The sequence below is a fragment of the Aliivibrio fischeri ATCC 7744 = JCM 18803 = DSM 507 genome (assembly GCF_023983475.1).
Classification (GTDB): Bacteria; Pseudomonadota; Gammaproteobacteria; order Enterobacterales; family Vibrionaceae; genus Aliivibrio; species Aliivibrio fischeri.
On the sequence record NZ_CP092712.1, the window covers coordinates 1,054,355 to 1,067,503 of the forward strand.

The following is a 13,149-nucleotide window of genomic DNA, read 5'->3' on the forward strand; positions in this document are numbered from 1 at the left end:
TTACTATGTGGTATTTCGCATGGATTCTAGGTGTTCTACTTGCTTGTGCATTTGGTATCATCAATGCTCTTTGGTTAGAGCACTCAGAAATGATGGATAAAGACAGTGAGTAATCTCGCTGACAAAATTGATAGCGTACAATCTCCAATCAACAATATCGTCATTCGTTTATTGTTGGTTGGTGTCGCAGTGTTCCATATGGCTATGCTAATGTGGGAACCGACAATATACGCTGAGCGAATTGGTGGATTTAGTGGGTTATTGGCCCCAGCTCTAATTTACTCAGTGTGTACGGCATTCATTTTTGTTGTTGGATTTATCCCACAGAAATGGGGATGGAAGCTTCTGTTTAGCCCATATTTTTCAATGTTGATTTTGATATATTTCAGTTACTTATACTTTATGTAGTTTGCTTGCATTAAAGTCATCAGTTGAAACATAATATTGAGTGGTTTGTTACTTATTTAAGTGACAAACCATTTTTTTTTACGATTTAACCTCAAAATGTAAATATCATATAGTTACCTAGGGTTAAGATCAGTTATAGTTAGCAATTGATTTTTCAATAATAATGAGAAAGGTGAGATGAATATGAATCCATTTAAATGGCCTATAACCATTTATTATGAAGATACCGATGCCGGTGGCGTTGTATATCATTCAAACTACCTTAAGTTCTTTGAGCGTGCACGAACTGAACTATTACGAGATAAAGGGGTCTCCCAACAAGTAATGTTGAATGAATCTATAGGCTTTGTTGTAAAGAGTTTACAGATTGATTTCATTTCAGCTGCTCGTTTAGATGAACAACTTATTGTTGAAACATTAATAACAGAAATTAAAAAAGTATCGCTAACCTTTTGTCAAATATTGGTTAATTCTGACGGTAAAGTATTGTGCAAAGCTACGGTTAAGGTAGCCTGTGTCGATAATTCAGTTATGAAACCAACGGCGATCCCATCGTTTATTTTATCGGAGATATCTTGTGACAGGTGAACTATCAATTCTCGATCTATTTTTACAAGCTAGTTTATTAGTTAAGATCGTGATGCTTATTCTATTAAGCTTGTCTGTAATTTCATGGGCGATGATTTTTAAGCGCTCAAAAGTATTATCTGTAGCTCGTAGCGATGCGGAACGTTTTGAAGATAAATTTTGGTCTGGTATGGATCTATCTCAACTGTTCAATGAAGTGAAAGTTCGTAAAGATCGAATTAGCGGAACAGAGAAAATCTTTTATTCAGGTTTTAACGAATTTGCTCGTTTATCTCGAGTAAATTCGTCTTCATCAGAAGCGGTAATGGACGGAACGGCTCGTGCTATGCGTGTGACGGTTTCTCGTGAAGTAGATAACTTAGAGACGAACCTACCTTTCCTAGCGACAGTTGGCTCTATTACACCTTATATCGGCCTGTTTGGTACGGTATGGGGTATTATGCACGCATTCATTGCTCTGGGTGCAGTAAAACAAGCAACACTTGCTATGGTGGCTCCGGGTATCGCTGAAGCACTTGTAGCGACAGCTATGGGTTTATTTGCTGCTATTCCAGCAGTTATCGCTTATAACCGTTTAAGTGTTAAAGTAGGCAAGTTAGAACACAACTATGCTGCATTTATGGATGAGTTCTCAAGCATTCTTCACCGTCAAGCTATGGCGAGTCAGGAGAAGTAATGTCTGGCTATCAACCTAAAAAGCGTAAGTTAACTGCCGAAATCAATGTGGTTCCATACATTGATGTAATGTTAGTGCTATTAATTATCTTTATGGTAACGGCTCCTTTTGTAACTCAAGGTGTTGATGTTGATTTACCGGAAATGACCAATACGAAATCAGCACAGGCAATGGCAGGAGAAGACCCTAATGCGACATTTATTATCGTTGAAGTAGATAAAGACGGTAATTTAGGTTTAAGCGTTGATAACCAAGAAGTGCGTCGCCCAATGTCGATGCAAGAGATGATCACTAACGTAAAAGCAGAATTAAGCATAAAGCCAAATTCCCCCGTTGCTGTTGGTGGCGATGCAAGTACGCCATATGCTGAAATTGTGTTGGTCTTGGATGAATTGAGTCGAGCGGGTGTCAGTAAAGTAGGCTTGCTCACTGATCTCAAGGAATAGAAGTGAATAACCATTGATGAAAGCGGATAATAATTACACATTTGCCATTGGTGTTTCTGTAGTGCTTCACTTACTGTTAGTGATAGCACTGATATTCGGTAGCGATTTTTCTTTAGATGACAAAGCTAAGCCAAATACGATTCAAGCAGTTGTGATTGATCCAGGCACTATCGCTAAGCAAGCAAGTCAAATTCGACAAGAGCGTGAAAGAGCTGAGCGAGCTGAACAAGATCGTTTGAAGAAATTAAAACAGCAGGCAGAGCGATTAGAAAAAAATCGAAAAGCGGAAGAAGAACGCATTCGTCGATTGAAAGAAAAGCAAGTTCAAGAGAAAAAAGCGGCTCGTCAAGCGGAAGAAGAACGCAAAAAAGCAGTAGCTGAGGCGAAGAAAGAAAAAGAACGAGCTGTGGCAGCAGAGGCTGAACGTAAACGAAAAGCAGACGCAGCAGCGAAAGCAGAAGCGGCAAAGCAGGCTAAAATAAAAGCTGATAAAGAAAAAGCGGCTAAAGAGGCGGCTAAGAAAGTACAGTTAGAAAAAGAACGAGCAGCTAAAGCTGAAGCAGATCGTAAGGCAAAAGAAAAAGCGGCCAAAGCAGAAGCTGAGCGTAAGCAGAAAGAAGCAGCATTAAATGATATCTTTGCAGGTTTAGAAGATGAGAGCGTTAAAAATACATCTGCGAAAGATAAGCATATTAGTGATGAAGTTAATCGTCATGCGGCAATTTATACTCAAATGATTCAACAAAATTTGTTGGTAGATGAGACGTATGTCGGTAAAAGTTGTCGAGTGAAAATTAAGTTAGCGTCTTCTGGATTGCTTTTATCTGTAACCACACTAGGTGGTGATGCTCAAGTTTGTCGAGCAGCAAAAACAGCAGTGACAAAAGTGAATGTATTTCCTATGCCAAAAGATGCGGATGTTGTTGCTAAGTTAACGAATATAAACCTTACCGTTCAACCAGAATAAGGAAGAGCAAGTGCTTAAACGATGGATATTAACCCTATTTGTGGTTTGTTTAGGTTTTAGTCAGGTCGCAAAAGCCGAGCTAGAACTGGTTATTACAGAAGGTATTGATTCAGCAAGACCAATTGGTATTGTGCCTTTTAAATGGCATGGAGAAGGTAAGTTACCACAAGATATATCTGCGATTATTTCGTCTGATTTACAGCGTAGTGGTAAGTTTAGTCCTATTCCAACGAATAAAATGCCACAAACACCTTACAAAGATTCGGACATTAATTACGAAGCTTGGACAAAAATGGGGGTGGATGCCATTGTTACTGGTGAAGTTAAATTAAACGCACAAGGTAAGTATGAAGTTACATACAAACTTATCGATGTTGTTCGTGGTCAGCTAACTAAAGGTCAATCTAAGGCATTAGATGAATCAGGTAAGTTAGTACTTACTCGAGACCATATTTTAGTTAATAAAGTGGCGTCATTATCGACAAAGCAACTGCGTAAATATGCACACCGTATTTCTGATGTGGTGTATGAGAAATTGACAGGTGAAAGAGGTGCGTTTTTAACTCGTATCGCTTATGTTGTTGTAAATGATAAAGCACAATACCCATACCAGTTAAGAATTGCTGACTATGATGGTTATAATGAACGTTTAGTTCTGAAATCGAAACAACCTATCATGTCACCAGCATGGTCACCTGATGGTAAAAAGCTTGCATATGTAAGTTTTGAAAATAGAAAGTCACAAATTTTCATTATGAATATTTATACGGGTAAGAGAGAGTTAATTGCTTCTTATCCGCGTCATAATGGAGCTCCGCGCTTCTCACATGATGGTGATAAGTTAGCGATAGTATTATCAAAATCTGGAAGTCTGCAAATTTATGTTGTGGATTTGAAGACCAAAAAAATGAGTCAAATTACTCGCGGTAGAGCGAATAATACCGAACCTTTTTGGGCTCCAGATAACAAGTCACTTATATTTACATCAGATCGGGGTGGTAAACCTCAGATATATAGAGTAAATTTAGGGGATGGTTCGACTAAACGTTTAACCTGGCAAGGCAGTCAAAATCTTGGTGGGCAGATTACTCCAGACGGTAAATACATCGTTATGGTAAATCGCTCAGAGACTGGATTTAATCTAGCGAAACAAGATTTAGAAACCGGTGCTGTCCAGGTCTTAACAAAGACACTACTGGATGAGTCACCAAGTATTGCGCCAAATGGTGGCATGGTGATTTACAGTTCAATCTATAGAAAACAAAATGTTCTTTCTATGGTTTCTATAGATGGCCGTTTTAAAGCTCGCTTACCAGCGACTAACGGTCGTGTAAGGGCACCAGCGTGGTCGCCATTTTTATAGCTACTAAAATATTTAGGAAAATAAGGAAAATACAATGCAACTAAATAAACTTCTTAAGAGCCTTTTAATCGCGTTGCCTGTGGTTGCTCTTTCAGCTTGTAGTTCTAGCGACAGCGCAACTGACAGTACTGCTGGCCAAGAATCAACTAATGCTGCAGAGACTCAAACAACTAACGGTGCAGAAGGTCAAACAGATACAGCTGTTCTATCTTCTATCGAAGCTGATGAAGCAATGAACGAAGCTGAAGTACGTGCTCAAGCTGAGCAAGAACTTCGTAAAGTTCAAACTGTTTACTTCGCATTTGATAACTCAACAATCTCTTCAGAATACGAAGATATGCTTGCAGCTCACGCAGCTTTCCTAAGTGCTGATCCTTCAATCAAAGTAACTGTTGAAGGTCACGCTGATGAGCGCGGTACTCCTGAATACAACATCGCTCTAGGCGAGCGTCGTGCTAAAGCAGTATCTAAGTACCTACAAGCTCTAGGTGTTTCTGCAGACCAAATCTCTATCGTAAGCTACGGTGAAGAGAAGCCACTAGTTCTTGGCCAAACAGCTGAAGACTACGCTAAAAACCGTCGTGCAGTATTAGTATACTAATCGATAGTTTATAAGGCTGACTTATATGAAATACAGTAACCTTAAGCGAATCATTCCGCTTACGTTGCTGGCTAGTGCGGCGACCCTTGTGGTCGCCGCACCTGCTCCAGTCACAGATTTAAATGCCAGTTCCAATTCTACCTCTTCTGCTCCTGCATCATCGGCAAGTATTGAACGCCTAGAACGTTTAATTAAAAGTCGTAATCAAATTCAGCTTCAATTACAACAGCAGTTGGATGGTTTATCTCAAGAGCTTTCAGAGATGCGAGGCACGGTAGAGCGCAATAGCTATGAACTTGATCAGATGCTTGAGCGTCAACGTCAGCTGTATATTGAAATAGACAACATAAGAACAGCTAAACCAACTGTAGAAGCGAAGCCTGAAGCAACAGAAGGTGGATCAACAGAAGGTGCTTATGCTGCTGATACTAATGAAAATGCGGCTTACCAAAATGCAGTGGATTTGATCTTAAAAGAGAAAAACTACGCAGGGGCAACAAAAGCATTTCAAGAATTTGTAACGGCATACCCTGATTCAGTATATAGCTCTAATGCACATTACTGGTTAGGACAGCTGTACTTTGCTCAAAAAAATGATGTAGAAGCAGCCAAGAGTTTTGCTAAAGTCGTTAGTTATGCAGACTCAAATAAACGAGCTGATGCTCTACTGAAGTTAGGCGAAGTTGCTAAACGCAATAATAATAATGCGGCAGCGAAAAAATATTATCAAAAAGTAGTGAGTGAGTATCCAGATAGCACGACCGCGAAAACGGCAGCATCTAAACTGAAATCACTGTAACTTTGCTGAATTTTTAGTATTTTTAAAACATAAAGGAGCCTATGGCTCCTTTTTTATTTCCCCTAACTTGCTGACTAAATCATTAGGGGTATAATGCTCAGACTATTTGAAAAAAGTTACTGAGCTGAGCAATGGGCCATATTCTAGATCACATCGATACCGTTTATCCTTTCCCTCCAAAGCCAATCGCATTAAGTGCGGAAGAGAAAGTAGAATACATTTCTAAAATTAAACAATTACTTAAAGATAAAAATGCGGTATTAATTGCCCATTATTATACGGACCCTGAAATTCAAGCATTAGCTGAAGAGACTGGTGGTTTTGTTGGTGATTCACTTGAAATGGCTAAATTTGGTAATCGTCATGAAGCAAAAACATTAGTGATTGCTGGTGTTCGTTTCATGGGAGAATCTGCAAAAATCCTAACGCCTGAAAAAACCATTTTAATGCCGACATTAGAGGCTGAGTGTTCATTAGATTTAGGTTGTCCAGCAGACAAGTTTACTGAGTTTTGTGACGCGCATCCTGATCACACGGTTGTGGTTTACGCTAATACTTCTGCAGCAGTAAAAGCTCGAGCTGATTGGGTAGTAACATCAAGCATTGCTTTAGAAATCGTAGAGCACCTAGATGATGAAGATAAAAAAATCATCTGGGGTCCTGATCGTCATTTAGGCTCATATATTGCGAATAAAACTGGCGCAGATATGCTTCTATGGCAAGGTGAGTGTATTGTTCATGATGAATTCTCAGCAAAAGCCTTAAAAGATGCTAAAGCACTTCACCCTGATGCTGCTGTGTTAGTTCACCCTGAATCACCTGCAAGTGTTGTTGAGTTAGCGGACGCTGTTGGTTCTACAAGTCAATTAATCAAAGCAGCTAAAGAGCTACCACAACAAAAAATGATTGTTGCAACAGATAAAGGTATTTTCTTTAAAATGCAGCAAATGGTGCCAGAGAAAGAATTACTTGAAGCACCAACTGCAGGTGCTGGCGCAACATGCCGTAGTTGTGCTCACTGTCCTTGGATGGCTATGAATGGCTTAGTTGCTATTGAGAAGTCACTTCGAGAAGGTGGGTCTGAGCATGAGATTTTTGTAGATGAAGAAACACGCTTAAAATCTCTTATTCCATTAAATCGTATGTTAGATTTTGCTGAGCAATTAAACGCAAATAGATAATGCGATAAATGTTTTATATAAAAATGGCGACCATATTGGTCGCCATTTTTTTATTTTATTTTTGGACTTTATTTATTCGTCGCGACTTGCTTCTGCTTCTGCAAGTTCATAACCACGCATGGTTAATCCTGATAGCATCATAGGTACGGCATTGTAAATTTCAGTGAATTCACCTAACCCTTCGATACCTTGCTCTTCTAATGCAGATAGCGCCGTCTCTGGGTCAAAAAGCATACTAATAGAAAGTAACACACCACCAAGTAGGGCATTGTTTTCACTTTCTTCTGGCATTAAGGTTTCCCAATCATCACGAGTTAATTGCCAGCCTTGTAATAGACCTTCTGAAAATTGACGAGTTTCAGAAGTAACGATTTCTTCATCATCTAATTTACACTCTTCAGGCCATTGCCATGTGCCAGATAAAAACGCTTCACGATAATCATTCCATAAGTTAACAACGATGTTCGCATAAGCTTCTAGATCTTCTGCATTAGTAAATGGAGAAGTTTCTTCACCACCCCATAAAAAAGCTAACCATTCATTTGGATTAATCAGATTAGGGGCTGCTGCCATAGCGGCAATAAAACCTTGAGTTTGCGCTTCAGTAAGCAGTTTATTTTCTAATTCAGGGTTTGAAAGAATTGTCGTAAGTGATAAAGACATAGTGTTCTCATTCCATTCAATTTTTTACTATTGTACCAAGAAGTTTTTGCCTTGTCTGAAATGAAATTATGTAGCAATTTTGTATGTAATTTTATTACCTATACTGCCAAGTAGTTGATCAAACTGATTTTGAACGTAAAAATAGCTGTAAATTTACTACATAGTTTCAACTTCAGTATCTAATTCTGTATACATTGTGGTCTAATAGCTATAATTGCTAGTCAGATCTGCCTGTCTAGTTCATTCCACTGGATGTATTTCATCATCCAGTCCATTAGTCTGATATTTGTGTGTTGGAGAGAGTAAGTTAATGTCTAAGAAAGGGCCATTTAATATCCGCAATGCTGCGGCTGATACATTTGCAATGGTGGTTTTTTGTTTTATTACGGGCATGTTTATTGAAATATTAATTTCAGGAATGACATTTGAGCAGTCGTTGGCTTCTCGAACTCTTTCCATACCAGTTAACATCGCAATCGCATGGCCTTATGGGGTTTTTCGTGATTTTATGCTTCGTCAAGGTGCTCGTATATCACCGAGCAAATTCATGAAGAATATTGCAGACTTAGTTGCGTATGTGACATTCCAGTCGCCAGCTTACGCTATGATTTTATTAGTCGTGGGGGCAACACCAGAGCAAATCATTACTGCTGTTTCAAGTAACGTTGTTGTCTCATGTGTAATGGGGGTGTTTTATGGTTACTTTTTAGATGCTTGCCGTAAAGCATTTAAAGTTCCTGGTTATTACACACCACAAGCGTAAGTATAAACTTTTATGTTACAGATAGAGCCAGCATATAATTATGTTGGCTTTTTTGTTTATAACACGAGCAAGACGTGTAAAAATGAAGCAACCAATTGAGATTCTGCAAGAAACTCCTTGACCCCTAGAGGCTAAATCATTAAATTAGCGCTCGTTGTTTCAAAAAGAACAACAATTCGGTGAGTTGTCCGAGTGGCTGAAGGAGCACGCCTGGAAAGTGTGTGTACGGCAACGTACCGAGAGTTCGAATCTCTCACTCACCGCCACATTCTAAGCCCTAGCAGAAATGCTGGGGCTTTTTCGTATCTATAGCTTGTTCAGTGCCCACTGAGAGTACACAAAAGAGTACATAAGCATGCAACTAGATACTTCTCGCGAAGCTAATTACCTTATTAAGTCTAATACTGGCATTTATACATTTGAATGGAATGTAAGAGCTGATATTAAATAATAGGTGAGAGAGCTGGTGGCACTCATTAACCAACAATTTTATTAAAAGCTTAACTTAATAGTACGCTTGTAATCCGCTGTTTTTATGATCATCGTTTTAAGGTGTTCATTTATGTTTACGACAGCATGTGGCGTCAATCTTGAGTCGAGTTTATGAATATTATAAATTGAACTAAAGTGTAGAATTTTGAGAGTTATAAGCAGTTTGCAAACAATAGGTCTATGAACTTAGAAAATTTAGTTATAGCATGATGTGAGTAGAAATATATAATACTTTCTACGTGATTAAAATGTCAATTAATCATTAATTTATCAGTAATGGTTGGGAAAATATGAATGTGAAGGAAAAAATTAGTTTTAATGTGTCTGCGCGCACTGCAAGATTAATTGGGCGAGAGAATGTCGCTACGTCTGAAGGTGCGATTATCGAATTGGTTAAAAATACTTATGATGCAGACTCCGATATATGTGTAGTTTTTTTCGATATTCCATATCCTAGCGCCCCAAATAAATTGTCTAATAGTGAATTTTATAATCTTTTACCATACGCTAGAGAGTCTGGCATTTCTCTTGAGTCTGCGTACTCACTTTTGGACGAGTTGTGGGTAAAGAACAAATTTGAAGCTCCAGAAGGTGTTAACGGTAAGGATTTAAGTGATATTAGAAGGGAGTTTGTTAGAAGTAACAGTAAGCTAGAGTATTTTTTCGCGTCTTTTTCATGCGTCTATATAATAGATAATGGAGAAGGGATGAGTGCTGATATAATTAAAAAACAGTGGATGACAATTGGAACTGACAATAAAGCGTTAGAGTTCGAGTCTACTAATGGCCGAATAAAATCCGGTGCGAAAGGCATAGGGCGATTTGCATTAGATAAGTTAGGACGTTTAGGCGAAATGCGAACTATAACATCTGAATATAATGAAAGTACTATTTGGCATGTTGATTGGGATAGTTTTGAGCAACAAGGTAAAAATATAGATGAAATCTATGCGACCATAGAGTCAATACAATTCAATCATAGTGATTACCTTAAAGAAGTTTTACCTAGTGCTGCAATTGAAGATTTCGATAAATCAATTGTTGATTTCAAATATTCCTCTTTATTGGCATGTATGGAGAGTGGAACTATTATCAAAATATCTTCAGTGAGGGATGTTTGGAATGAAAGAACACTTAGATCATTGAGAACTGGATTAGAAAGTTTAGTTCCTCCGGTGGAAGACTCTAGCTTTCAATTGTTTATGTATAACAATTGTTATGAAGAGTTCAATGGAAAAATTTTACCAGAAGTTTGTGAAGATTTTGATTATAAAATTAATGTTACTGCTGATAGTGATTTAAATTTAAATATTACTGTGTACAGGAATGAGTTTGATGTTGAGAAGATTCCAGATAATGTTTTTAAAAGAGATTTCTTCCAAGATGAAAGGTTTAATAAGGAATCTTTTAAAAAAGGAGGGTACACTTTAAACGTCCCTTTAGGTCAGTTACTTCCTGGTATTAGTGAATCTGAAACATATGATATTGACGAGATCGGTTCTTTTTCTTTTAGCCTTTACTTTATGAAACAGGCATCGAATCAAAGAGATATTGAAGCTTATTTCTTAAAAACGATCAATAGTGAAAATCGCAAACATTGGTTAAAGATTAATAGTGGTGTAAAAGTTTTCCGTGATAATTTTAGAGTTCGCCCATACGGAGAACAAGATAGTGCATCGTGGGATTGGCTTGGTTTGGGGAATCGTGTGGCATTAAGCCCAGCAGCAGTAAGTAGAAAAGGTTATTGGAAAGTTTCCCCTCAAAACATTGCAGGTGTAATTAATATATCTAGAGTACATAATCCTCACTTTCAGGATAAATCAAGTCGAGAAGGATTGCAAGAGTCTGACGCATTACTTAAGTTTCAAGAGATTATTAAGAGATTAATTAAAATTTTTGAAGATGATCGTAGTTCAGTATATAGCGAATTTAGGAAATATCGTGATGATAATACTGTAGTTCCAGCAAAAGAAGATGTTTCAAATCAAGAGAGGCGAAAAGCGGATTTAATTGCAGATAAAATGTTTAAAGAATATAAACATAAAAAATTTAGTAATGGTGGAAGAAAACAAACTAAGTCTGATGATGAAACTTTAGCGATTGCTTATTTAAGTGAAAAAAATGAGAAGCAGAATCTTGAAAGAGAATTAGATGATGTACAAAAAGAGAATTTTCTGCTGAGAATTTTTGCGTCTAGTGGCGTTACCATAGCTTCGTTTACACATGAATTAGATAATTTACAAACTAAGTTAGGTGACAGGTTTGGAGAGATAAAAGAGACATTACTTAATTATGTTAAAGAAGAAGATTTTAAAGAGGTTATTAAATACGAAAATCCATTTTACAAGATTGATTTATTTGAAAAAGAAGACAGAAAACTTAAGCGTTGGTTACAATATACACTGAGAACAATCAGAAAAGATAAAAGGAATAGAAAGCAAATTAATATTTCTGATTATTTTTTGACATTTGAAACTGATTGGATTGATACTTTAGCAGAGAGAAAAGCATCAATTGAACTTATTGATAATGCGAAAGGGTATCAGTTAAGAGCTTTTGAAATTGATTTAGATTGTATTTTCAATAATTTAATTATTAATTCTCTTGATGCATTCATGGCAGCTAAGAGTAGATGTGAAAGAAAGATAAAGATTCAGCTTGATAGCAATTCATCTGGTTTATTTATAATCTATTCCGATCTTGGCCCTGGTCTTAGTAAAGATATCGCTGAGCCTAAAGATATATTTAAACCTACATATACAACTAAAAGAGACAAAAATGGTAAGGAAGTTGGTACAGGGATGGGTATGTGGCTGTTATCTAAGACACTAGAGGAGTATGGAGCTAAAGCAATATTAAATAAACCAGATGTTGGTTTTGAGTTACAATTGATTTTTCCACATAAATATCAAAATAAAAGGAAATAATAAATGAAAATGATTTATAGGTTAGGTTATTTAGATGAGGATGATTCAGATATTAGTTTTTTCTATAACCGTTTTATAAAGACGTATAGTGAATACTATAGCATGGTGGAGTTTAAGCCGAAATCAGATATTAATGAACTTATAGATGAAATAATGAATGAGGGATTAGATGCAATTATTGTTGATTTTAGATTAAATGAATATGATCCTATAGGATATAGAGGCCATGATGTTGTTAATATGGTTAGAGAGCAAAAGAAGGACTTTCCTTGTGTAATTCTTACCTCTAATCCAGAAGATGCTATTGATAATTCTTTTGATACGTACATTGTTTTTAGAAAAGAAACTGCATTTGGTGATGTTTCTGATGAAAAATCTTTATTTGAAAATAAACTAAGAAAAAGCATAGAACATTACAGAGAAATGATATTGGATGCAGAAAATGAATTTTTAGAATTATCAAAGGTGACGGAATTAAGTTTGGAACAAGAACAAAGATTAATAGAATTAGATGATATAATAGAATCTAATTTGAGTTATAAGAATAAGGTTCCAAGTTATTTGAAGGAGAGCTCCCATGTTAAAAATATAGAGTTACTTGTTAATAATACTAAAACTATAATAGAAAAATTAAATGAAATAAAAGATAGATCGGAATAATTTTTACCATGTTTAAAGTTAGATGTATAAACCCAAAGAGAAGTTGTACAGAGACAAAAAATAGTTACCGATTATATAAGCCTTATTTGAAAATAGACTTTAATAGTTGTTGTGGCTATTGTGGTATTCATCATGTTTACTTTGGTTCCGGTAACGCTTTTCATATTGACCATTTCGCTCCAAAGAGTTTGTTTAGAGAGTTGGAGAATGATTATTCTAATTTGGTTTATTCATGCCCCATATGTAATATAGCAAAAAGTAATCACTGGGTTGGAAATGCACCGACCGAAAATATAGTTGGTAATAAAGGTTTCTATGATCCATGTGATATTAGATATGATAATGCATTTTATCGTGATTATAGAGGGAAAATAAAATATCGAGAGGAATATTCTGCTGCTGAATATATGTATAAGAAAATGAAATTTGGCTTAAAAAGGCATGAGCTATTTTGGTTGGCAGATTATTTTCAAAATATAGTCTCTGAACTTTCACAGCAATTAGATGATTTAGGCGATAAGCACCCATTATTTTCTGACATTGATGAATTATTAAATCAATCAATACGGCAAATGTCAAAATACCATAAGCTAACTAGAGAGTTGTGAATTAGCA

The 13,149-nt window shown here is 36.6% G+C and carries 15 protein-coding genes and 1 tRNA gene; 15 read left to right on the forward strand and 1 reads right to left on the reverse strand.

Going from position 1 to position 13,149, the window contains the following annotated elements:
• Window positions 1-5 precede the first annotated feature (5 nt).
• The 10 genes from cydX (at window position 6) to nadA (ending at window position 7,029) form a co-directional block, all read left to right on the forward strand.
• A complete protein-coding gene (gene cydX / locus AVFI_RS04990) occupies window positions 6-113 on the forward strand; it encodes a cytochrome bd-I oxidase subunit CydX (RefSeq protein ID WP_000270284.1) in 108 nt (35 codons plus the stop codon).
• Window positions 106-408, forward strand: coding sequence for a cyd operon YbgE family protein (locus AVFI_RS04995; protein ID WP_005418611.1), 303 nt, complete (start codon window positions 106-108; stop codon window positions 406-408). Before cydX ends, AVFI_RS04995 begins: the two co-directional genes overlap by 8 nt.
• Before the next feature lie 177 nt (window positions 409-585).
• A complete protein-coding gene (gene ybgC, locus AVFI_RS05000; protein ID WP_041941319.1) occupies window positions 586-996 on the forward strand; it encodes a tol-pal system-associated acyl-CoA thioesterase in 411 nt (136 codons plus the stop codon).
• Window positions 986-1,672: a protein TolQ gene (tolQ, locus tag AVFI_RS05005; RefSeq protein WP_005418613.1), complete on the forward strand. Its 687-nt coding sequence runs from the start codon at window positions 986-988 to the stop codon at window positions 1,670-1,672. Before ybgC ends, tolQ begins: the two co-directional genes overlap by 11 nt.
• Window positions 1,672-2,118 carry a protein TolR gene (gene tolR / locus AVFI_RS05010; protein ID WP_005418618.1) on the forward strand — a complete coding sequence of 149 codons (447 nt, stop codon included), beginning with the start codon at window positions 1,672-1,674 and terminating at the stop codon, window positions 2,116-2,118. The genes tolQ and tolR overlap by 1 nt, the downstream gene beginning before the upstream one ends.
• A 16-nt stretch (window positions 2,119-2,134) precedes the next feature.
• The gene (gene tolA, locus AVFI_RS05015; RefSeq protein WP_188863274.1) at window positions 2,135-3,085 is read left to right on the forward strand and encodes a cell envelope integrity protein TolA; all 951 of its coding nucleotides are present in this window, start codon (window positions 2,135-2,137) and stop codon (window positions 3,083-3,085) included.
• Window positions 3,086-3,095: 10 nt separating this feature from the next.
• Complete coding sequence (gene tolB / locus AVFI_RS05020; protein ID WP_005418621.1) at window positions 3,096-4,448, forward strand: Tol-Pal system beta propeller repeat protein TolB; 1,353 nt, start codon at window positions 3,096-3,098, stop codon at window positions 4,446-4,448.
• Window positions 4,449-4,482: 34 nt separating this feature from the next.
• Window positions 4,483-5,049: a peptidoglycan-associated lipoprotein Pal gene (gene pal, locus AVFI_RS05025; protein ID WP_005418623.1), complete on the forward strand. Its 567-nt coding sequence runs from the start codon at window positions 4,483-4,485 to the stop codon at window positions 5,047-5,049.
• Window positions 5,050-5,074: 25 nt separating this feature from the next.
• The gene (gene ybgF / locus AVFI_RS05030) at window positions 5,075-5,848 is read left to right on the forward strand and encodes a tol-pal system protein YbgF (protein ID WP_188863273.1); all 774 of its coding nucleotides are present in this window, start codon (window positions 5,075-5,077) and stop codon (window positions 5,846-5,848) included.
• 131 nt (window positions 5,849-5,979) lie between these two features.
• The gene (nadA, locus tag AVFI_RS05035) at window positions 5,980-7,029 is read left to right on the forward strand and encodes a quinolinate synthase NadA (protein WP_005418627.1); all 1,050 of its coding nucleotides are present in this window, start codon (window positions 5,980-5,982) and stop codon (window positions 7,027-7,029) included.
• Window positions 7,030-7,101: 72 nt separating this feature from the next.
• Here nadA and AVFI_RS05040 read toward each other — a convergent pair whose 3' ends face one another.
• Window positions 7,102-7,692, reverse strand: a complete 591-nt coding sequence (locus AVFI_RS05040) for a UPF0149 family protein (protein WP_005418660.1) — start codon at window positions 7,690-7,692, stop codon at window positions 7,102-7,104.
• A 310-nt stretch (window positions 7,693-8,002) separates the two neighbouring features.
• On the opposite strand from AVFI_RS05040, the gene AVFI_RS05045 reads away from it, so the two are divergent.
• From AVFI_RS05045 to AVFI_RS05065, 5 genes are all read left to right on the forward strand, one after another.
• Window positions 8,003-8,455 (forward strand): L-alanine exporter AlaE, encoded by a 453-nt coding sequence (locus AVFI_RS05045; protein WP_005418661.1) that lies wholly within the window; start codon window positions 8,003-8,005, stop codon window positions 8,453-8,455.
• A 178-nt stretch (window positions 8,456-8,633) separates the two neighbouring features.
• Window positions 8,634-8,721 (forward strand) — tRNA-Ser (locus tag AVFI_RS05050).
• Window positions 8,722-9,237: 516 nt separating this feature from the next.
• Complete coding sequence (locus AVFI_RS05055; RefSeq protein ID WP_188863272.1) at window positions 9,238-11,874, forward strand: ATP-binding protein; 2,637 nt, start codon at window positions 9,238-9,240, stop codon at window positions 11,872-11,874.
• Between the two features lie 3 nt (window positions 11,875-11,877).
• Window positions 11,878-12,534 (forward strand): response regulator, encoded by a 657-nt coding sequence (locus AVFI_RS05060; RefSeq protein ID WP_054775593.1) that lies wholly within the window; start codon window positions 11,878-11,880, stop codon window positions 12,532-12,534.
• Between the two features lie 8 nt (window positions 12,535-12,542).
• Complete coding sequence (locus AVFI_RS05065) at window positions 12,543-13,142, forward strand: HNH endonuclease (protein ID WP_188863271.1); 600 nt, start codon at window positions 12,543-12,545, stop codon at window positions 13,140-13,142.
• Window positions 13,143-13,149: the final 7 nt, after the last annotated feature.